The sequence below is a fragment of the Microbacterium resistens genome (assembly GCF_031456305.1).
In the GTDB taxonomy this organism is placed as follows: domain Bacteria; phylum Actinomycetota; class Actinomycetes; order Actinomycetales; family Microbacteriaceae; genus Microbacterium; species Microbacterium resistens_A.
On the sequence record NZ_JAVDUM010000007.1, the window covers coordinates 139,392 to 159,871 of the forward strand.

The window sequence follows — 20,480 nt, forward strand, 5'->3', positions numbered from 1 at the left end:
CCACTTTATGCGAGTGGTTGATGAATATCAACCAAGTGGAGCCGACCGCGCGCGGTGGGCCGGAAGGTCACCGTCGGCGCGGGGCAGGCTCATCCGAGGGATCGAGCGGAGGAGCGGGGCGGGCTATCGGCGCCGCGACCTGCACGGTCGTCAACGGCTGACCACCGGCGGGCGGCCCGCCCCGGGGACGTCGTGTCGTTCGGCCGGAGGCGTCGCTCAGTCGGCGAGCGCGAGCGCGCGGAACATGTCCCGCTCGCGGAGCGCGTCGCGACGGCTCTCGGCCGGAGGCGCCGAGCGTTCGGGAACGGTCCGGCCGGTCGTTCGCCGGTAGAGCTCGTCGATGAGGTTCGTGGCGAGTGCTACGAGGTGGTCGATCTCTCGCTCGTCCCGATCGATCCACACGCAGTGCGGCTCGTCGTGCACGGGGGAGAAGTCCTCGTGCTCCTCCCATACGAACAGGGTCCGCTCGGCGCCGAGCACGTGCTGCTGCCACCAGACCTGACGCAGGTAGGTCCGCGGGATGCCCCGCCACGACTTGTTGGTGGTCTTGATCTCGGCGAGCGTGATCCGCCCCTCGGCGTTCTGTGCGATGCCGTCGGGGGTCGCGAGGTGGCGGGGCTCCGCGGTCGCGCGGAACAGGGCGGAGGAGGGCAGGATGCCATGGGTGGCGGCGACCCACGCGGCGATCTCGGGCTCGCGTCGGCGTCCGTGATCCGTGTACGCGTTGCCGGCGAACCGGGGGCCCGCCCCGAGCTTGGCGTCGGCGGCGCGGGCGATCGACCTCTCGCTCGTGAGTCCGGCGACATCGGTCGCGGTGATGCCCCGTGCCCTCGCGCGGAGCCAGGCGACGCGGTCGCGGGAGTCCGCCACGATGCGCGCTTCGAGTTCCGGGGTCACCCCTCGAGGCTAACCCCGGCCGCGGACAGCCCCCGTGTCCCACGCCGCTCCCGCCCTGTCATGCCTTGCTCCGCGCTGCTCTTTCCTGCCCGCGCTGCGGGAACTTCAGGAGCGGGAGCAGGAAAGAGCAGCGCGAAGCGAGGCTGGGCCAGGAAACAGCAGCGCGAGCCGGTCGCAAACGGAGTGGCGGCGGTCAGGAGGTCGGGGGCGCCGGGCGGACGGCCACGGGCTCGGGGTCGAGGCCGAGACCGACCCGGTCCCCGAACGAGGGCCGGATCCCCGCCGGATGCTGCACCCGGACGAGCTCGCCGCCCTCGGTGCGCACGAGCGTCCGGCGCATGCTCCCGAGGAACGTGCTCTCCTCGACCGTCCCGCTGATCGCGCCCTCGGCGAGGAGCCGGACGTTCTCCGGTCGGATGAGGACGTCCACGATCCCGTCGGCCGGCGTCTGCAACGGCAGATCCGTGTCCCACACCCGGACGACGGATCCCGTCGCGACCCCCCGGACGACGCTGGACAGGCCGACGAACGTCGCCACGTGGGGCGTCGCGGGGCGCAGGTACAGCTCCTCCGGGGTGCCGATCTGATCGATCCGTCCGGCATCCATCACCGCGATGCGGTCCGAGACGCTCAGCGCCTCCTCCTGGTCGTGCGTCACGAAGACCGTCGTGATGCCCAGGCGCAGCTGGATCCGGCGGATCTCGTCCCTGAGCTGCACGCGGACCTTCGCGTCGAGCGCGGAGAGCGGCTCGTCGAGGAGCAGGACGCGCGGCTCGGTCACGAGGGCCCTGGCGAGGGCGACCCGCTGCTGCTGGCCTCCGGAGAGCTGATGCGGATACTTCTCGGCGTGGGCATCGAGCCCGACCAGGGCCAGAGCGTCCAGCGCCCGCCGCTTCGCATCGGCGGAGGGGACGCGGCGACGGCGCAGGCCGAACGCCGTGTTCTCCACGACCCGCAGGTGCGGGAACAACGAGTAGGACTGGAAGACCATCCCGATGTCGCGCTTGTTCACCGGAGTGCGCGAGACGTCCTGCCCTCCGAGCAGCACCGCCCCGGAGTCGGCGTCCTCGAGCCCCGCCAGAACCCGCAGCAGCGTCGTCTTGCCGCAGCCGGACGGGCCGAGCAGCGAGACGAACTCGCCGGGGGCGACGTCCAGGTCGATCCCGTGCAGCACCGGGGTCCTGCCGTAGCTCTTGACGATCCCCTCGAACTGCACGCGGGTGCCGGTGCCCGCCTCCGCGAGGAGCGCGTTGTCCGAGGTGCGGGGGAGGGCGCGGTCGGCGTTCATGATTCGGCCTTTCCGGAGCGTCCGCGGGCGGCGCGTCCGATGATCAGGAGCAGGAGGAAGCAGAAGGTCAGGGCCATCAGCGTGAAGATGGCCGGCGCGTACGCGTCCTGCTTCTGCACGACGACGAGGGCGGTCTGCAGCACCTGCCGGTTGAGGAGGGACGCGATCGTGAACTCGCCGAGGACGACCGCGATGGAGATGAGCGAGGCGGCCAGCAGCCCCGAGCGCAGGTTCGGCGCGAGGACGCGCAGGACGACGGAGGGCCAGCTCGCCCCGAGAGACCGGGCGGCCTCGGCGAGGGTGCGCATGTCGACGGCGTCGATCGACCCCTGGATCGACCGGTACGCGAACGGCAGCACGGTGACCCCGTAGGCGAACGCCAGCGTCCAGGCGCCGGTCCCGAGAGCGCGCCCGATCTGGAGGTAGATCGGCGCGAGGCCGACGACCAGCACGATCGCGGGGATCGAGATCGGCAGGAGCGCGAGGAACTCGAAGAGCGGGCGGAGCCGGGGGAAGCGCAGGTTCACCAGGATCATCGTCGGCGCCAGCAGCACCAGGACGATCACGACCGTGACCGCGGCGAGGATCAGCGAGTTGCCGAGGGCCGCCCAGATCGGGCGGAACACGCTCGCCTGCGCCGGGTCGCCGAGGGCCGCCCAGTGCACGGGGGTGAGACCGCCGTCCCCGTCGCGGAAGGTGTACAGGAGCGTCGCGAGGAGCGGGATCGCGAAGAAGACGCCGACGAGGATCCCGATGATCCACCGGGTCGCGGCGGACGGGGCGAGGCGGTTCACGACTGCCACCGCGCCGCGCGGCGCTGGATCAGGGAGTACAGCCACATGACGATCCCCACCACGACGATCATGCCCAGCGCCAGGGCCCCGGCGAGGTTCTCGCGCCCGAGCACGGTCTCGCTCGTGAGCGCGGTGCGGATCTGCAGCGGGACGATCTGGGAGCCCTGGCTGGCGAGGGCGGCGGCCGTGGCGTACGAGGAGAACGCGTTCGCGAACAGGAGCAGCAGGCTCGCGAGGAAGGAGGGGGCGAGCACGGGCACGCCGATCCGCAGCCAGAAGCTCGTGCGCGTCCCGCCGAGGGTCAGGTTCGCCTCGGCCCACTGCGGCCTCAGCGCGGAGAGCGCGGGCATGAAGGTGATGACCATGAGCGGGATCTGGAAGTAGAGGTACGGCAGGATGAGCCCGGGCAGCTCGTAGATCCAGGAGCCGTTCGCGAAGATGTCGATCCCGAACGTGCCTTTCAGCAGCTGGGTCACGACCCCCTGGATCCCGATCGTGGCGATGAACACGAAGGCGAGCATGACCCCGCCGAACTGGGCGAGGACCCCGGATGCGGCGTCCACGATCGTGCGGACCGCGCCGTCCGCGCGCAGTCCGAGCATCGCGTAGCAGACGAGGGCGCCGACGACGGCCCCGACCACGGCGGTCAGCAACGACAGCGCCGCCGAGTTCAGGAACGTCGTGATGACGACCGGGTCCAGCAGCGCCGAGATGTTGCTCCCAGTGAACGAGCCGTCCTTGGTGAAGAACCCGGTCCCGACGGCGAGGACCGTGGGGACCGCGAGGAAGACGATCAGATAGGCGGCGAACGGGACGAGACCCACGGCCGCGATCAGGGACGACCCGCGCCGGGCCGGGGCACGATGCCCCGATCCGGCGCGGGCTGCGGTCGGGACCGCGGAGGAGGGGGCGGTCACTGGACGGCCGCGGCCCACTTCTCGCCGAGGAGCGTGCCCGCCTTCTTGCTCTGCGCCTCGGAGGGGACGACGGTGTCGGCCGGCGCCGCGGGGAGCGCGGACGCTCCGGCCTTGTCGATCGTGCCCGCCTTGGTCATCGCCTCCATGCGGGCGGGGCGTGCCCCGCCCTTCAGCCAGAGGTTCTGCACCTCGTCGCTGTAGAGGAACTCCTGCCAGAGGCGCGCTGCGGCCGGGTGCGGGGCGTTCACATTGACGGCCTGGTTGTAGTACGCGGCGTAGCCGGTGCCGTCGAAGACGACGACCTTCCAGTTCTTGTTGTCCTTGACGTGGGCCGCGTTCAGGTAGTCCCAGTCGAAGACGACCGGGGTCTCGCCGCTCGCGACGGTCGCGGTGGTGACGTCGACCTTGAGCAGGTTGCCCGCCTTCTGCAGCTCGGAGAAGAAGTCGATGCCCTTCTGGTAGTCGTCGAGGGTGCCGCCGGACTGCACGGTGGCGAGACCGACGGACGCGAACGCCGCGCCCGCCTGCGTCGGGTCGCCGTTGAGCGCGACCGCGCCCTTGTAGTCGGCCTTCTTCAGGTCGTCGAGGGATGTCGGCGCCGGGTACTTCGAGGAGTCGTACCCGATCGACATGTACCCGCCGTAGTCGCCGGTGAACTTGCCCTCCGGCTCCTTCAGCTCGGCGGGGATGTCGTCCCAGGTCTGGACCTTGTAGGGGGCGAACTGGTCGGTGTTCTGCAGGGCGACGGTGAGGCCGAGGTCGAACACGTCGGGGGCGGTGTCCAGGCCCTTGTTGGTCTTCGCGGCCTGGATCTCCTCGGCGCTGGAGACGTCGGGCGACTGCTCCTCGATGGTGATCTCGGGGTACTTCTTCGCGAACGCGTCGAGGATCTCGCCGTAGTTGGCCCAGTCGCGGGGGAGGGCGATCACGTTGAGCGCGCCCTCGGCCTTGGCGGCCGCCTCGAGGTCGGCGAAGGATCCGAAGTCGCTGACGGACGTGGCCGTCGCCGCGTTGCCGCTGGTCGGGGCGCCCGAGGCGCCGGGGGCGGTGCCGCCGGCGCAAGCGCTCAGCGCGAGCGCGGCGGTCGTCGCCAGGGTGAGGCCGGCGATGAGACGCGCGCGGCGGGGAAAGCGTGCCATGGGGGTTCCTCTCGGTGATCCGGCTGAGGCCGGTGTCGGGTCGTGAGGACCCTATGCGGCGGGGGTTACCGGACCGGAGGGGACGGATGAACGGGCGGTGACGCGGGAGTGGACGCCCTCGTCGCCGCGGGCATCCGCCCATCGAGCCGCGTCGCACGACTCCGGCGGCGTCCGCCTGCTTGAATCGGGGCATGACGAATCTTCCGGATCCGATCGAGCTCGACGGGGTGCTGCTGCATCGGATGGACGCGCCCGACGACATCGCCTGCTGGACCGGGGAGGTCTCCGGCGACGAGGGGCGGAGCGTGAGCATCATCGCGGAGCCCCCGGCTGTCCCGTCCCGGGAGGCCCTCGACGCCGGCCGCGGGGTCGTGGCGGACTTCGACGCGCTCGCCGCGTCCGCCGCCCGGTTCCTCGTCGCAGAGCTCGCGGCACCAGGATGGGGCCTCTCCGCGGAGGAGCGGACACGGCTCTCCGCGCCCGAGCCGCCGTTCGACGCCCCGGAGGCGATCGTGTGGCAGGACGGCACCTGGATGATCCGCTTCGCCGAGTGCGGTCTCGCGATGGGCGAGGACTTCGGCATCGGCGTGCTGTTCGCCGGCTCCACCCCGGTCTCGGTGGAGGACCTGTCCGACGCGGAGGACGTTGACCCGTCCGACGCGGAGGACGCGGACCCGTCTGAGCCGGAGGGTGTCGAGGACCGCTGAGCCGTGAAACGGCAACTGCGTCCCGAGACAGCGCGAAGATAACGCTGTCTCGAGACGCAGTTGCCGTCTCGCGGGCTCGTCGCCCGCTGCGGTCAGGGGAGAGGGCCGGGCGGCCGGGTCAGGCCTTCGCGGACTCCTCGGCGTCCGGATCGACGTCGACGCCCGCCTCCGCGCGCTGCTCCGCGGTGATCGGGGCCGGCGCCGAGGTGAGCGGGTCGAAGCCGTTGCCGGTCTTCGGGAACGCGATCACCTCGCGGATCGAGTCGGTCTTGGTCAGGTGCTGGAGGACCCGGTCCATGCCGAGCGCGATGCCGCCGTGCGGGGGCGCGCCGAACTTGAACGCGTCCAGGAGGAAGCCGAACTGCGAGTCCGCCTGCTCGTCGGTGATGCCCATGACGTTGAACACGCGCTTCTGGACGTCCTCGCGATGGATGCGGATCGACCCGCCGCCGAGCTCGGAGCCGTTGCAGACGATGTCGTACGCGTAGGCCAGGGCAGAGCCAGGGTCGGTGTCGAAGGTGTCCTGGAACTCGGGCTTCGGGCCGGTGAACGCATGGTGCACCGCCGTCCAGGTCCCGGCGCCCAGCGCCACGTCCCCGGAGGCCACGGCGTCTGCGGCCGGCTCGAACATCGGGGCGTCCAGGACCCAGGTGAAGGCGAACACGTCGGGGTCGAGGAGGTCGAGCCGGCGGCCGATCTCCACGCGGGCGGCGCCGAGCAGTGCGCGGGCGTCCTTCGCGGATCCGGCGGCGAAGAACGCGCAATCGCCGGGCGCGGCGCCGACGAGCGCGGCGAGGCCCGCCTGCTCGGCCTCGGACAGGTTCTTCGCCACGGGGCCGCCGAGCGTCCCGTCCTCGTTGAACAGGACGTAGGCGAGGCCCCGGGCGCCGCGCTGCTTGGCCCAGTCCTGCCACGCGTCCAGGGTCTTGCGGGGCTGACCGGCGCCGCCGGGCATGACGACCGCGCCGACGTACTCGGCCTGGAAGACGCGGAACGGGGTCTCGGCGAAGTAGTCGGTCGCCTCCACGAGCTCGAGGCCGAAGCGGAGGTCGGGCTTGTCCGATCCGTATCGGGCCATCGCGTCCGCGTAGGTCATCCGCGGGAGCGGTGTCGGCACGTCGACGCCGATGGTCGACCACATCGCGCGGATGACGTGCTCCATCATCTCGATGACGTCCTCCTGGTCCACGAAGCTCATCTCGATGTCGAGCTGCGTGAACTCCGGCTGCCGGTCGGCGCGGAAGTCCTCGTCGCGGTAGCAGCGCGCGATCTGGAAGTACTTCTCCACGCCCCCGACCATGAGCAGCTGCTTGAACAGCTGCGGGCTCTGCGGCAGGGCGTACCAGCTGCCGGGATGCAGACGCGCGGGGACGACGAAGTCGCGGGCGCCCTCCGGGGTCGAGCGGGTCAGCGTCGGCGTCTCGACCTCGACGAACTCCCGCTCGTGCAGGACGTCGCGGACCGCCTTGTAGACCTTCGACCGCAGCTGGAGCGCCGCAGCGGAGGAGGGACGACGCAGGTCGAGGTAGCGGTGGCGGAACCGCACGTCCTCGCCCACGGGGTCGGTCTCGGCGAGGCCGGAGGAGACCTGGAACGGCAGCGGAGCCGACTCGTTCAGCACCTCCACCTCGGCGGCGATGACCTCGACGTCGCCGGTGGGGAGGTTGGCGTTCTCGTTCCCGGCGGGGCGGCGGGAGACCTCGCCGGTCACCTTCAGGACGAACTCGCTGCGCAACGGGTGGGCGATCTCCTCGTCGCGGATCACGACCTGGGCGATGCCGGACGCGTCACGCAGATCGATGAAGGCGACTCCTCCGTGATCACGACGACGATCGACCCAGCCCGTGAGGGTGACGGTCTGACCGATGTGCTCGGCTCGCAGCGAGCCTGCCGTGTGGGTGCGAAGCACGGAGGATTCCTTCTGATCGGGGAAAAGGTGAACCCGGCCATCCTACCGGCGCGCGTCTGCGGTCCCACCGGCGCGCTTGCGGCCTCAGGCGGCGCCTCGTCGTGCTCGGAAGCGTCTCGGGAGCGTCTCGCTAGGATCGGAGAGTCCGCGCACCCCCGCCGCGGCCCGTCACGGCTCCTCGGGAGGCCCCCATGCTGTCCACGATCGTTCCCTTCGCCGACGGCGGCGACGGCCTGATCTCCGAGGTCTACTCCGGCCTCTTCTCCGGGACCGTGTCGCTGTGGGTGCTCGCGTACTACGTCCTCATCGTCATCGCGATGTGGCGGGTCTTCACGAAGGCGGGCTACCCGGGGATCCTCGCGGTGATCCCGATCGTGAACGCGATCTTCCTCGTGAAGATCGCCGGCATGTCCGGATGGCTCGCGCTCCTCTACCTCATCCCCCTGGTGAACATCGTCTTCGCGATCGTGGTGGCGGTGAAGCTGGGCGGCAGGTTCGGCAAGGGCGGCGTGTTCTCGTTCTTCCTGCTCTGGCTGATCCCGTTCATCGGATATTTCATCATCGGGCTCGGGCGGGCGCAGTACCGCAGGGGCTGATCGCGGTTCATAGACTGGCGGCATGCCTGCCGACCGTCTCCACCTCGTCCGACACGGCGAGGTCCACAACCCCGGCCGCGTGCTGTACGGGCGGCTCCCCGACTATCACCTGAGCGAGGCCGGCCGGCGGATGGCCCAGGCCGCGGCCGACCACGTCGTGGGTCTCGGCCGGCCGATCTCGGAGATCCGGTGCTCGCCGCTGGAGCGGACCAGGGAGTCCGCGGCGCCGTTCGCCGCGTCGTTCGCGCTGACGCCCGTGATCGAGCCGCGCATCATCGAGCCGGCGAACGTGTTCGAGGGCAGGCGCATGCGCCGGGCGCTGCTGAACCCGGTGAACTGGTGGCACCTGCGCCGTCCGTCCGTCCCGAGCTGGGGCGAGCCGTACGCGTCGATCGCGGCGCGCATGCGGGCGGCGATGGACGAGGCGTGGGAACGCGCGGACGGCGGGGACGTCGTCCTGGTCTCGCATCAGGCGCCGATCTGGATCACCCATCTGGCGGTGGCGGGGCTCCCGCTGAAGCATGATCCGCGCACCCGGCGCTGCGCGCTGTCGAGCGTGACCTCCTTCGCGCGGGACGGCGGATCCTGGCGGGAGGTCGACTACGCCGAGCCCGCCGCGGCCGGCGTCGACCTCGGCGCGGTGTAGCCCCCGTCCGCGCCCGTCCTGGCCCGGCCCGCGGCCTCGGCGCGGCTTCATCCTTCGTTCCCGTCGCGAAATCGGCCGCGAAGACGGCGGAGATGCGGCAGATTTCGCGACGGGAGCCGAGGGGTAGCGCCGTTTTCGCGACGGGAGCCGAGAGGCGGAGCGGGGCGGCTCAGGGGTCGACGAGCGTGGAGAGCTCCTGCACGATGCCGACCGCGGCCATCTGGCCGGCGGCGGAGGCCATCACGACCGAGGCGATGACCCCGGGCAGGGTCGCGCGGTGGGCGATGTCCCCGGCGGCGGACACGCCGGGGAGCGAGGTGCGGCCGAACTCGTCGATCTCGATCCCGCCCGAGGGGAGCATGCGGAGCCCCAGCCGCTCGGCGAACGGCGCCCGCTGCCGGAAGCTCCCGGCCGTCACGAAGAGCCCGTCGACGGCGATCGGCGTGCCGCCGGCGGTCACCGCGACGCCGTCCCCCCGAGCGGCGACCGACTGGACCGGATCCGGATGCACCCGCACGCCGCGGGATTCGAGCGCCTCCCGCTCCTCCGCGCTCGGCGGCGCATCGAGGGGGAACGCGACGAGCTCGCCGACGATCGGCCCGAGCAGGCTCGCGAGGTGCTCGGCACGGGGGCCCGCCCCCAGCATGCCGACCGTCCGGCCGTGGTACTCGTGACCGTCGCAGAACGGGCAGGAGAAGGCCCGGAGGCCCCAGAGCCGGTCGAGGCCGGGGACGTCCGGCAGGTCGTCGGCGACGCCCGTCGCGAGGATCAGCCGTCGCGCGGAGACGGTGCCCCCGTCGGCCAGGGTCACCTCGAACCCGTCCGCGACGGGGACCACGTCCTCCGCGGCGCCCGAGCGGACCTCGACCGTGCCGTACTCCGCGAGCTGGGCCCTGGCCGTCTCGCGGAAGACCGCAGGGGGTGTGCCGTCGTTGGCGATGACGTGGTGCATGTGCTCCACGGTGCCGTTGCGGTACTCGCCGCTGTCGAGGAGGAGGGCGGTGCGGTGCATGCGGCCGAGGGTCAGTGCGGCCTGCAGCCCGGCCGGCCCGCCGCCGATGATGATCGCGTCGTACATGTCGAGGTCCTTTCCCGGGGTGTTCCCTTGCTTCGGGGACCAGTCTGTGAGTTCATGTCAACATGAAGTCAAGTGATCCCCGACCCTGGTCCGTCGGCGAGGTCGCCGCGCGGTTCGAGCTGCCCACCAACGTGCTGAGGCACTGGGAGACGGTGGGCCTGCTCGCGCCCGAGCGCGACACGGCGGGCAGGCGTCGCTACGGCGAGGACGAGGTGGTCCGGATCGCCGTGATCCTGCGGAGCAAGGCGGCGGGCATGAGCCTGGAGCAGATCTCGCTGCTGCTCGACGGCGGGAACGCCGGCCGGCACGTCGTCCTGCATTCCCACCTCGAAGACCTCGACCGCCGCATGGCCGAGATGCGCCGCTCGCGCGAGATGGTCGAGCACTCCCTCCGCTGCCGGTCCCACGACATCGCCACCTGCCCGCGGTTCCGGGCGGGCGTCGACGACGTCCTGGCCCGTTTCCCCGGCCGGGATCCCGCCGATTCCGCCGCCGATTCCGCCGCCGATTCCACCGCCCGCGTCAGCGCTCCCGCCGCCCGCGCCGCCGGTCCCGCCGTCCGCCCGTCGCCCTTCTCCTCACCGGATGCATAGGGATCAGACGTAGGATTCCCAGCGTGTCACCCTCCCTGCGCCCGAATCGCAGCGTCGGCCGACCCCGCATCAACCGTGCCGCCGCGGCCGTGGCCGGCGTCGCGCTCGCCGTGGGTCTGTCCGCCTGCGCGCCCGACCCCGTCGCCCAGCAGTACCTCTCCGGCGACAACAAGGGCTACATCGGATCCGCGGGACTCCGGGTCGAGGAGATCGCTCCCGCCGATCGGGGAGAGCCCGTCACGTTCGGCGGCGTCCTGGACAGCGGGGACTCGTTCCGCTACGGCGATGTGGCCGGCGACGTCGTGGTCGTCAACTTCTGGTACGCCGCCTGCGGGCCGTGCCGGGTCGAGGCCAAGGACCTCGAGTCCGTCTGGCAGGAGTACGAGGGCAAGGGCGTCTCGTTCGTCGGCGTCAACACGTACGACCAGGCCGACACCTCGCGCGCCTTCGCGGAGAAGTACGGGGTGACCTACCCCAGCCTCATCGACGTCAACACCGGTGAGGCGAAGCTCGCCTTCGCCGAGGCGACGACGATCCAGGCCACGCCCACCACGCTCGTCCTCGACAAGCAGGGGCGTGTCGCCGCGCGGATCATCGGCCAGCTCGAAGAGGCGTCGATCCTGTCGACGCTCATCAAGGACGCCCTCGCGGAGAAGGCGTGAACGTCGACTCCCTCGTCGGCTTCGGCGCCCTGTGGCTCGCCCTTCCGGTGGCGGTGCTCGCGGGGCTGCTGTCCTTCCTCTCGCCGTGCGTGCTGCCGCTCGTCCCCGGCTACCTCGGATTCCTCGGCGGAGCGGTCTCCGGCGGTTCCAGTGGCTCCGCCGGCTCGGGAGGGACCGCCGTCGCCGCGCCGCCGCGCCGTCGCCTCGTCCTGGGCGTGCTGCTCTTCATCGCGGGGTTCAGCGCGGTCTTCATCACCCTCACGGTGATCGGCGGAGCCGCAGGCATGTTCTTCGCCCGCTGGGGCGACCTCATCACGCGGATCCTCGGCGCGCTCATCGTCGTCATGGGCCTCGTGTTCGTCGGGCTGTTCGGCTTCGCCCAGCGCACCGTCCGCGTGAACCTCTCCGGCCGGGCAGGGATCATCGGGGCCCCGCTCCTCGGCGTCGCCCTCGGCCTCGGCTGGACCCCGTGCATGGGCCCGACGCTGACGGCGATCACCGCCGTCTCCTGGAACCTCGGCGATCCGTGGCGCGCCGGGCTCCTTGGCCTCGCCTACTCGCTGGGTCTCGGCATCCCGTTCCTCCTCGCGGCGCTGGGCTTCGGCTGGGCGACGCGATCCATCGGCTTCCTGCGCCGCCACGTGCGTACGGTCAACATCATCGGAGGGGTGCTGCTGATCGTGCTCGGCGTCCTCATGATCACCGGAGTCTGGACCGACGTCATGTCGCGACTGGGGGCGGTGATGAGCAGTGTCGAACTCCCCCTCTGACCCCCTGGGCACGTCCGACCCGGACGCATCCACGGCGGGAACGACGAAGACGGGCGCGTCGAAGACGGGCGCGTCCAAGGTGGACGGGTCGAAGGCGGAGCGTGAGCGGGCGAAGAGCGCGCGAGCGAAGGGCGAGGCGTCCTCCGATCCGCTGCGGCCGTCCGACCACGTCGACGGCGTCGAGGGCATCGCCTCTCCCGCGCTCGGTGTCGTCGGGTGGCTGCGCTGGGGCTGGCGGCAGCTGACCTCGATGCGGACGGCCCTGGTGCTGCTGCTGATCCTCGCGATCGCCGCGATCCCCGGCTCGATCTTCCCGCAGCGGATGGCCGACCCCAACGGCGTCACGCAGTGGAAGTCCGACAACCCGGACCTGTTCCCGATCCTCGACGCCATGCAGCTGTTCGACGTCTATCTGTCGGCCTGGTTCTCGGCGGTCTACCTGCTGCTGTTCCTGTCGCTGATCGGATGCGTCATCCCGCGCATCAAGCACCACGCCAAGGCGCTGCGTTCTCGTCCGCCGCGGACGCCGATCCGGCTCCAGCGCCTCGACGATCACCGCGAGGCGACCAGGACCGTCGCCGGGACGGATGCGGCCGCTGCCGCGAAGACCACGATCGACATCGCCGAGAAGCAGCTCCGCGCGCTGCGCTATCGGGTCGAGCGCTACGACGACAAGCGCGGCTTCTCCGTCTCGGCGGAGCGCGGCTACGCCCGCGAGACCGGCAACCTGCTGTTCCACCTGGCGCTGCTCGGCGTCCTGGTGACGGTGGGGGCGGGCGGGGGCTTCGCCTACACCGGCCAGCGCGTGGTGGTCGAGGGGACCACGTTCGTCAACACGCTCCTGGACTACTCGTCGATGAACCGGGGACGCTTCGTGGCGGACGGGGCGCTGGATCCGTATCGGATGACCCTCGACTCCTTCGACGTCACCTACCAGCCCTATGGCGAGCCGGCCTCCGGGCAGGCGGGCGACTTCTCGGCCAACGTGACCGTCTCCACCCCCGGCGGCGACCCGCGCGAGGAGTCCGTGCGGGTCAACCACCCGCTCGACGTCGAGGGCGACAAGATCTACCTGCTCGGCAACGGCTACGCCCCCACCATCACGGTGCGGAACGCGGAGGGCGACGTCGTCTTCACCGATCCGGTGCCGTTCCTGCCGCAGAACAACAACACCATGACCTCCCTCGGGGTCGTCAAGATCCCGGACGGGCTTCCCGAGCAGCTCGGGATGGTCGGGTTCTTCTATCCGACCGCCGCGCCGCTGGAGAGCGGGGCGCTCACCTCGGTCTATCCCGCGCTTATCAACCCGACCGTCACCCTCAACGTCTACAGCGGCGACCTCGGCATCGACGACGGCACGCCGCGTTCGGTCTACGTGCTCGACCCGTCCGACATGACCCAGCTCACCGGCGGCGACACCGGCGTCGACTCGATCCAGCTCGCGCCGGGCGAGACGGCGGATCTCCCGAACGGGATGGGCACGGTGACGTTCGAGAACGAGTCGCCGGAGGGCGCGAAGGGCTACGAGCAGTCCGTCAAGCGCTACGTCTCGCTCCAGGTGCATCATGACGCCTCGGCCGTGTGGGTGCTGGTCTTCGCGGTCCTGGCGCTGCTGGGGCTCCTACTGGCGCTGTTCGTGCCGCGTCGCCGCATGTGGGTCAAGGCCGTGGTCGACGGCGATGCGGTGCGGCTGGAGTACGCGGGCCTCGCCCGCGGCGAGGACCCGACGCTCGGCGCCGCCGTGGACGACCTCGTCGCCTCCCACGCCCGTCTGCTCGACGCGGATCGCGGGACCGTCGCCACGGATGCCGCACCCTCTGACGCTCCCGATGACACCGCGGCTCCCGATGACACCGCGAAACCGCGAAAGTAGGCTGGACCCATGGAACTCGACTCCCTGTCGGTGCTGATGATCTGGACCGCGGTCGCGATCTACGCCGCGGCCTTCATCGCCTACGCCTTCGATCTCGCCCGGCGCTCCCAGATCGCGTCCGATCGCAAGCTCGCCGGGACGGGTGTCGAGGAGCGCGAGCTCGTCGGCGCCGTCGCCGGATCCGCGCGCTCCGTGAGCGCTGGGGCCGGGGCCGGGGCCGGGGTCGGATCCGCGGCTGCCGGCGATGCGCAGCCGGCCGCACCGAAGTTCGTGATGGCGCGCATCGGAACGGCCCTCGCGACCCTCGGCTTCCTGTTCCACCTCGCCGGCACCGTGATGCGCGGGATCGCCGCCGAGCGGGTGCCGTGGTCGAACATGTACGAGTTCGCGATGACCGGCACGCTCCTCATCGTCGCGGTGTACCTCGGGGTCAACATCCGCTTCGACCTGAAGTACCTCGGCACCTTCATCCTCGGCCTGATCGTGATGCTGCTCGGCGGCGCGGCGATCGGCTTCTACGTGGTGGTCGTCCCGCTCTCGGACCCGCTCAAGAGCGTGTGGCTCGTGATCCACGTGTTCGTGGCGTCGCTCGGCACGGCGTTCCTCGCGCTCGCGTTCGCCCTGTCGGTGCTTCAGCTCATGCAGATGCGTCGGGAGCGGCTCGTGCTCGCGGGGTCCGCGAAGGCCGGTCCGCGGTTCCTCGCGACGCTGCCCACGGCCGAGCGCATGGAGGGACTCGCCTACCGGTTCGCCACGGTCGGCTTCATCTTCTGGACGTTCACCCTCATCGCGGGTGCCATCTGGGCGCAGGACGCGTGGGGACGCTACTGGGGCTTCGACACCAAGGAGACCTGGACGTTCATCATCTGGGTGCTCTACGCCGGATACATCCACGCCAGGGCGACGCGCGGCTGGCGGGGGTCCCGGTCGGCCTGGCTGTCGATCGTGGGCTTCACGGCGGTCCTGTTCAACTTCACCATCGTGAACATGTTCTTCAAGGGCCTGCACGTCTACTCCGGCTTGAGCTAGGCCCTGCCGGGCCCTTCGGGCCGGCCGTCGGGTCCGGGCCCTTGGGTCGGGACCCTTTAGGCGGGAACCCTTCGGGTTCCGGGCCGGCCGTCGGGTTCCGGCACTGTGGGCTGGACCGTCGGGTTCCCCGCGCTGCTGTTTCCTCCCCGCGCTGCAATACTCTGCACGCGCGCTGCTGTTTCCTGCTTGCGCGCCTCAGATCTGAGTAGCGCGAGCGACAAACAGCAGCGCGAGCGTCTGCCGGCCCCGACCGGCTGGTCCCAAAGACCAATGGGCCTGGGGCATGTTCTCTCATGGCGCTGTTGAATCCTGCTCGCGCTGCTCAGTTTTCGGCAGCGGGAGCAGGATTGTGCAGCGCCGATGTCGGAAACGGCAGCGTGGGCAGAAACAGCAGCGTGAGCAGGAAACGGCAGCGTGGGCAGGAGACAGCAGCGCGGGCAGAAACGACAGCGCGCTGCCGGGTCAGGCCGTGGCGAGGACCGTCTTGGCGCTCGTGGTGCGGCGGCGGGCCACAGCGAGCGTCGTGGCGACGAGCGACAGGACGCCCCAGGTCACGAGGCCGGCGACGGCGGCGCCCGTCCCTCCCTCGCCCAGCAGCGCGGTGGCCGCGGGCGAGGTCGGCAGCGCTCCGGCGACTGTCGCCAGCCACCCGGGCAGGGTCGAGATGATCCCGGCCGCGACCGCCATGACCCCGGCGATGGCCGCGATCCAGCGTCCTGTGCCGCCGAGGACCGCGACGAGCGCCTGGTTCACCGCCGCGAAGACCACGCCGGCGAGGACGGACAATCCGGCGAAGGCCCACCAGTGCGCGGCGTCGTATCCGGCGACCATCTGCACGATGAGCGCGACGAGGACGCCCTGCCCTGCGCCGATCGCGGCGGCCGGAGCGAAGGCCCGCAGTGCCAGCGAGGCGGACGCCCGGCGAGAGGTCAGGGTCCGTGCCGTCACAGCGCGCATCACGATGAACGAGGCGAGGCCGCCGAACCACAGCACCACCGCCGAGAGCAGCGGGATCGCGGTGGGGCCGAACATGTCGGTCGTCGCATCGGCCTTCACCGGCGATGCCACGACGGACGCGAGCGAGGAGGCCCTGCTGTCGGAGTAGGTCGGCAGGGATGTCGCGGCCTTGTCGAGGCCCGAGGCGAGGTCGGCTGTGCCGGAGGACAGCGAGGTCAGCCCGGTGGAGAGGGCGGTCGCGCCTTCGGCGAGCTGCGCGGCTCCGGTCTGGAGGCCGCTCGCACCGGTCTGCAGACCGCGCGCGCCCTCGGCGCTCTGGTCGATGCCGCCGGTGAGCTGACCGATGCCCGCGGCGAGCTGACCGGCCGCGGCGCCGGCCTGGCGCATCTGCTCGGCGATCGTGGCGGGCGCCTGGGAGGCGACGCCGTGGACGCCCGCCGCGGTCCCTGCCGCCGCCTGTGCGGCGCCCGAGGCGGGGGCCGGGAGGCCGCTCGCGAGTCCGGACATCGCGGAGAGCTTCGCGCAGAACTCCGCCGACGCCTCGCCGGCGCACGCGCCGGCGAGCGCGCTCAGCCCCGGGGCGAGCTGATCCAGCCCGCTCGCGACGCCGGATGTCGCGGCGGCTGCGCCGTCCGCCGCCCCGAGGAGCTCCGCCGGCACGATCCCCTGGGCGAGGAGCGCATCGGCGCCGCCGGTCAGACCGACCGCGAGCTGGTCCGCCCCGGACTGCGCCCCGCGGGATCCCTCGGCGATGGTGCCGAGGCCATCGGCGAGCTGTCCGGCGCCGGTCGAGAGCTGACCCGCGCCGTCGGCGATCTGCGTCGCCCCGTCGGGGAGCTTCGCGGCCCCGGTCGCGGCGTCCTTCGCGCCCGTCGCCAGCTTGCCCGCACCGGTCGCGGCCTCGCCGATCTGGTCCCCGATGGTGGTGAAGCCCAGCAGCACGTTCTCCATGGTCTTCTCGGACAGGGTGGAGCCCATCGTCGATGCGGCGACCGACGCGATCTGGTTGGCGATCAGACCATCGGCGACCCGGCTCTCCGGGGCCGTGCTCACAGAGATCTCCGCCTTCTCCGCGGCGACGCCGTCGTCTTGCAGCGCGCGTCCGCTGGACGTCGCGGCGGAGGAGAAGTCCTTCGGGATGGTCACGACGGTCTGATAGGTGCCGTCGGCGAGACCCGCCGCGGCGTCCTTCTCGTTGGAGATCACCCAGGTCAGGTTGGAGTCCTCGTCGCCGGTCCCGTCGACGAGGCCAGCGGCGAGCTGACGCCCGAGCGGGGCCAGCTGCCCGTCGATCGTCACGGGCTCGTCCAGGTTGACGATCGCCGCGGTCATCTCGTCGAGCCGTTCGGTGGGGTTCTGCAGCGCCGTCACGAGGACGCCGCCGAGGGCGGCGGGCAGCAGCAGGACGCCGAGGATCGTGAGGATCGTCACGGGCCGGCCCGAGCGCGCACGCTCGATCAGGGTGGAGAAGCGCGTGGTCATGCGGTCACCTCGTCGCGGTCGGAGGGGTCGGACGGGTCGGAGGAACCTGTCGGGTCGGAGGAACCGGACGGGCCGGGGTCGCCGCCGCTCTCCGGATCGGGCAGCCCGAGCGCGGCGAAGCCGGAGCCGGCGCCAGCAGGCTCGTCGGAGCCAGCGGGACCGGCAGGACCGGCGGAGCCATCGGGATCGAGGGTGCCACCCGCCTGCGCGGGGCGCGCGTGGCCGGACAGGCCGGACAGGCCGGACAGGCCAGACAGACCGGACAGGCCGGACAGGTCGAGCGAGGGTGCGGCGGCCCATCCGGCGTCGGCGAGCGTCCGTCGTGCGTCCTCGGCGGATCCGGCGGTCACGAGGACCGCGAGCGGGCTCGCGGTCCTGCCGCCGCGGGCCGAGGCCATGCGCGCGGCGGCATCGCGGAGGATCGCCGCCGCCTGGTCGCGGGCGGCGGGGGAGAGGGCGTCGAGGCCGTCGATGATCACGAGCGAGGTGCGTCCGCGGAGGACGTCGCGCAGGTCGCCGAGCGGATCGGACGACGTAGCGACCGAGATGCAGCCGACGTGCGCGCGCACCCAGGCGGCGCGGCCCGGAAGGAGGTGACCGGCGATCCGGACACGGCCCGCGGCCGCGGGGATGCGCCCGGCGAGCGTGAGCGCGAGGGCGCGCCGGACCGCGGCGTCGGACCCGGTCAGCACGAGGGCGGCTCCCGGGGCGACGCGCAGCGAGACGTCCTCCAGGATCGGGGCGTCCGCCGCGACGACGAGACCGTCGGCGGCGACGACGGAGCCGTCGCCGGGCCAGGACTCCAGCGCGCGCTCCCGCTCGACGGCCTCGCCCTCGATGTCGACGTGCGGGAGGATCCGGGACAGCCAGCCGGGGATCCGCCAGGCGTGATCGCCCAGGATCGCCATGAGGGCGGGGATCAGCGTCATCCGCACGAGGAACGCGTCGATCACGATGCCCGCGGCGAGGCCCAGCGCGATCGGCTTCAGCGAGGAGTCCCCCTCGGGGACGAACGCGACGAACACGGCGAACATGATCAGCGCCGCCGCCGTCACCACCCGGGACGAGCCGACGAAGCCGGTGCGGACGGCTCGGACCGCCGCCGCGCGACGCGTCCTCGGGTCCTTCGACTCCGGGTCGTGCACGTAGTCCTCGCGCATGCGGGACACGAGGAACACCTGGTAGTCCATGGCGAGGCCGAAGAGGACGCCCATGAGCACGATCGGCATGAAGCTGATGATCGGTCCCGTCCGGGCGACGTGCAGCGCATCGGCGAACCATCCCCACTCGAAGACGGCGGAGACCACGCCGAAGGCGGCGACGATCGAGAGCAGATAGCCGAGGGCGGCGGTGACGGGGACCCAGATCGAGCGGAAGACGATGGTCAGCAGCACCAGGGACAGCCCGATCACGAAGATGCCGAAGGGGAGGAGGGCGGCGCCGAGCTGGTCGGAGATGTCGATCGCGACAGCGGTGAAGCCGGTCACCTTCACATCCACGCCGAACTCGTCGAGCCACTCGTCATGGTGCGCGCGGAGCTCGCGGACGAGGTCGGCGGTGGCGGGCGCGTCGGGGGCGGACTCGGGGATCACCTGGACGATGCCGGTGTCCGCCGTCTCGTTCGGGGTGGCGAGGGCGACCTCGGCGACGCCGGGGATCTTCTCGACCGCGTCGCCGAGGTCCTTCATCAGGCCCAGCGGGTCGGTGGAGGTCACGATCGTGCCGGTCAGGATGAGGGGGCCGTTGAAGCCGGGGCCGAAGTGTTCGGCCGTGAGGTCGTAGCCCTCCCTGGCCTCGGACCCCTTCGGCAGCACGCCGGCGTTGGGGAGGGCCAGGGCGAGGCTCCCCGCGGGGACGGCGACGACGCCGAGGCCGAGCACGACCGCGAGGGCGACCAGGACCGGATGCCTGGTCACGCCGCCGACCCAGCGTGCGGCGAAGCCGACCCGGGGCTTCGCCGCGGTCTTCCCCTTGCGCGGCCTCCGCTCCTTGCGCGGCCGTCCTGCCACGCGTCCCTTGACGAATCCGAGCATCGCCGGGGTCAGGGTGACGGCGATGAGCACGGCGATGAGGACGGCGACGGACGCGGCGATCCCCATCGTGGTGAGGAACGGGATCCCGGCGAAGCCGAGGCCGATCAGGGCGATGAGCACCGTGATCCCGGCGAAGACGACCGCCGAGCCCGCCGTTCCGGTCGCACGGGACGCGGACTCCTCGGGGTCGACCCCCTCGCGCACCTGGTCCTGATGTCGGGCGACGATGAAGAGGGCGTAGTCGATCCCCACCGCCAGGCCCAGCATCAGGGCCAGCAGCGGCGTCGTGGAGGACACGGTCGCGAACGCGGTGGCGGCGAAGATCGCGGCCATCGAGATGCCGACGCCCAGGATCGCGGTCAGGAGAGGGAGACCGGCGACGACGAAGGAGCGGAAGGTCACGATCAGCACGAGGAGCGCGATGATCAGCCCGACCGCCTCGGTCAGCGAGACGGCAGGGATGGACATCGCGAACAGATCGCCCCCGAGGACGGCCTGCGCGCCGTCGGGGAGCTCGGCCTGGAGGTCCTGCACGATCCCGCGCAGATCCTCCTTGGTGCCCTCGGAGACGTCGGAGGCCTGGCCGTCGAACTGCATCCGTACGATGGCGGCGGAGTCGTCGTCGCTGACCATCCCGGTGATGTTCTCGTCGAACGGGGAGGTGGCGGCGAGGACGCCCTTCAGGCCGCCCAGCTCCGTGACCGCGTGCTCGATGTCCGTGCGGTAGTCCGGATCGGTCACCTTGTCGCCGCTCGCCGCGACGACGATGAACTGCGCGCTCGTGCCGCTCACCTGGGGGAACGTGCGCTCCAGCTGCTCGAGCCCCGCCTGGGACTCGGTCCCCGGGATCGAGAAGGTGTTGTCGGTGCCGGAGCCGAGCACGAGCGCGCCGCCTCCGGCGATGCCGAGCACGAGCAGCCAGGAGAACAGGACCCGCCAGGGGTGACGGAACGACCAGCGTCCGAGCGACGACAGGAGTGTGGACACGGAGATCCTCCGAGAGGTTTCGCAGGCGGGTTCGATACAGTCATGTATCCGATACGTGAGTGTATCGTAGGACGAGAAGATCGTGTGAGCCTGTGCGCCGGGTGTGAATCGGCGGCTCGCTCC

The 20,480-nt window shown here is 71.5% G+C and carries 17 protein-coding genes; 8 read left to right on the top strand and 9 right to left on the bottom strand.

All coding sequences use genetic code 11. The features are described 5' to 3' along the window. Window positions 1–216 precede the first annotated feature (216 nt). From J2Y69_RS09510 to J2Y69_RS09530, 5 genes are all read right to left on the bottom strand, one after another. Window positions 217–897, bottom strand: coding sequence for a YqaJ viral recombinase family protein (locus J2Y69_RS09510; protein WP_310019976.1), 681 nt, complete (start codon window positions 895–897; stop codon window positions 217–219). Window positions 898–1,090: 193 nt separating this feature from the next. Beyond that, complete coding sequence (locus J2Y69_RS09515; RefSeq protein WP_310019978.1) at window positions 1,091–2,185, bottom strand: ABC transporter ATP-binding protein; 1,095 nt, start codon at window positions 2,183–2,185, stop codon at window positions 1,091–1,093. Next, complete coding sequence (locus J2Y69_RS09520; RefSeq protein ID WP_310019980.1) at window positions 2,182–2,979, bottom strand: ABC transporter permease; 798 nt, start codon at window positions 2,977–2,979, stop codon at window positions 2,182–2,184. Before J2Y69_RS09520 ends, J2Y69_RS09515 begins: the two co-directional genes overlap by 4 nt. Next, window positions 2,976–3,896, bottom strand: coding sequence for an ABC transporter permease (locus J2Y69_RS09525; RefSeq protein WP_396653069.1), 921 nt, complete (start codon window positions 3,894–3,896; stop codon window positions 2,976–2,978). The genes J2Y69_RS09520 and J2Y69_RS09525 overlap by 4 nt, the downstream gene beginning before the upstream one ends. Continuing rightward, window positions 3,893–5,035, bottom strand: a complete 1,143-nt coding sequence (locus tag J2Y69_RS09530) for an ABC transporter substrate-binding protein (RefSeq protein WP_310019982.1) — start codon at window positions 5,033–5,035, stop codon at window positions 3,893–3,895. The genes J2Y69_RS09525 and J2Y69_RS09530 overlap by 4 nt, the downstream gene beginning before the upstream one ends. 191 nt (window positions 5,036–5,226) lie before the next feature. On the opposite strand from J2Y69_RS09530, the gene J2Y69_RS09535 reads away from it, so the two are divergent. Further along, window positions 5,227–5,742 carry a hypothetical protein gene (locus J2Y69_RS09535; protein ID WP_310019984.1) on the top strand — a complete coding sequence of 172 codons (516 nt, stop codon included), beginning with the start codon at window positions 5,227–5,229 and terminating at the stop codon, window positions 5,740–5,742. 118 nt (window positions 5,743–5,860) lie between these two features. On the opposite strand, the gene aspS is transcribed toward J2Y69_RS09535, so the two are convergent. Further along, complete coding sequence (gene aspS / locus J2Y69_RS09540; RefSeq protein WP_310019986.1) at window positions 5,861–7,651, bottom strand: aspartate--tRNA ligase; 1,791 nt, start codon at window positions 7,649–7,651, stop codon at window positions 5,861–5,863. A gap of 191 nt (window positions 7,652–7,842) precedes the next feature. Here aspS and J2Y69_RS09545 point away from each other — a divergent pair, with 191 nt between their 5' ends. Together J2Y69_RS09545 and J2Y69_RS09550 are read left to right on the top strand one after the other, a co-directional pair. Continuing rightward, entirely contained in the window at window positions 7,843–8,247 is a 405-nt protein-coding gene (locus J2Y69_RS09545; RefSeq protein ID WP_310019988.1) for a DUF5684 domain-containing protein, read from the top strand. A gap of 22 nt (window positions 8,248–8,269) precedes the next feature. Continuing rightward, on the top strand, window positions 8,270–8,893 hold the full coding sequence (locus tag J2Y69_RS09550) for a histidine phosphatase family protein (protein WP_310019991.1): 624 nt from the start codon (window positions 8,270–8,272) through the stop codon (window positions 8,891–8,893). A gap of 169 nt (window positions 8,894–9,062) precedes the next feature. Here the strand turns inward: J2Y69_RS09550 and J2Y69_RS09555 are convergent, their stop codons facing one another. Beyond that, window positions 9,063–9,971, bottom strand: a complete 909-nt coding sequence (locus tag J2Y69_RS09555) for an NAD(P)/FAD-dependent oxidoreductase (protein ID WP_310019993.1) — start codon at window positions 9,969–9,971, stop codon at window positions 9,063–9,065. 62 nt (window positions 9,972–10,033) lie between these two features. On the opposite strand from J2Y69_RS09555, the gene J2Y69_RS09560 reads away from it, so the two are divergent. The 5 genes from J2Y69_RS09560 to ccsB all read left to right on the top strand — a co-directional run bounded on the left by J2Y69_RS09560 (window position 10,034) and on the right by ccsB (window position 14,898). Next, window positions 10,034–10,564 carry a MerR family transcriptional regulator gene (locus tag J2Y69_RS09560; RefSeq protein ID WP_310019995.1) on the top strand — a complete coding sequence of 177 codons (531 nt, stop codon included), beginning with the start codon at window positions 10,034–10,036 and terminating at the stop codon, window positions 10,562–10,564. A gap of 23 nt (window positions 10,565–10,587) precedes the next feature. Continuing rightward, complete coding sequence (locus J2Y69_RS09565) at window positions 10,588–11,226, top strand: TlpA family protein disulfide reductase (protein WP_396653070.1); 639 nt, start codon at window positions 10,588–10,590, stop codon at window positions 11,224–11,226. Further along, window positions 11,223–11,996: a cytochrome c biogenesis CcdA family protein gene (locus J2Y69_RS09570; RefSeq protein ID WP_310019997.1), complete on the top strand. Its 774-nt coding sequence runs from the start codon at window positions 11,223–11,225 to the stop codon at window positions 11,994–11,996. The genes J2Y69_RS09565 and J2Y69_RS09570 overlap by 4 nt, the downstream gene beginning before the upstream one ends. A 79-nt stretch (window positions 11,997–12,075) precedes the next feature. Next, the gene (resB, locus tag J2Y69_RS09575; RefSeq protein ID WP_396653072.1) at window positions 12,076–13,869 is read left to right on the top strand and encodes a cytochrome c biogenesis protein ResB; all 1,794 of its coding nucleotides are present in this window, start codon (window positions 12,076–12,078) and stop codon (window positions 13,867–13,869) included. Between the two features lie 9 nt (window positions 13,870–13,878). Beyond that, window positions 13,879–14,898, top strand: a complete 1,020-nt coding sequence (gene ccsB / locus J2Y69_RS09580) for a c-type cytochrome biogenesis protein CcsB (protein WP_310020000.1) — start codon at window positions 13,879–13,881, stop codon at window positions 14,896–14,898. Between the two features lie 462 nt (window positions 14,899–15,360). Here ccsB and J2Y69_RS09585 read toward each other — a convergent pair whose 3' ends face one another. Next, window positions 15,361–17,337, bottom strand: coding sequence for a YhgE/Pip domain-containing protein (locus J2Y69_RS09585; protein WP_310020002.1), 1,977 nt, complete (start codon window positions 17,335–17,337; stop codon window positions 15,361–15,363). Further along, window positions 17,334–20,357: an efflux RND transporter permease subunit gene (locus tag J2Y69_RS09590; RefSeq protein WP_310020004.1), complete on the bottom strand. Its 3,024-nt coding sequence runs from the start codon at window positions 20,355–20,357 to the stop codon at window positions 17,334–17,336. The genes J2Y69_RS09585 and J2Y69_RS09590 overlap by 4 nt, the downstream gene beginning before the upstream one ends. Window positions 20,358–20,480: the final 123 nt, after the last annotated feature.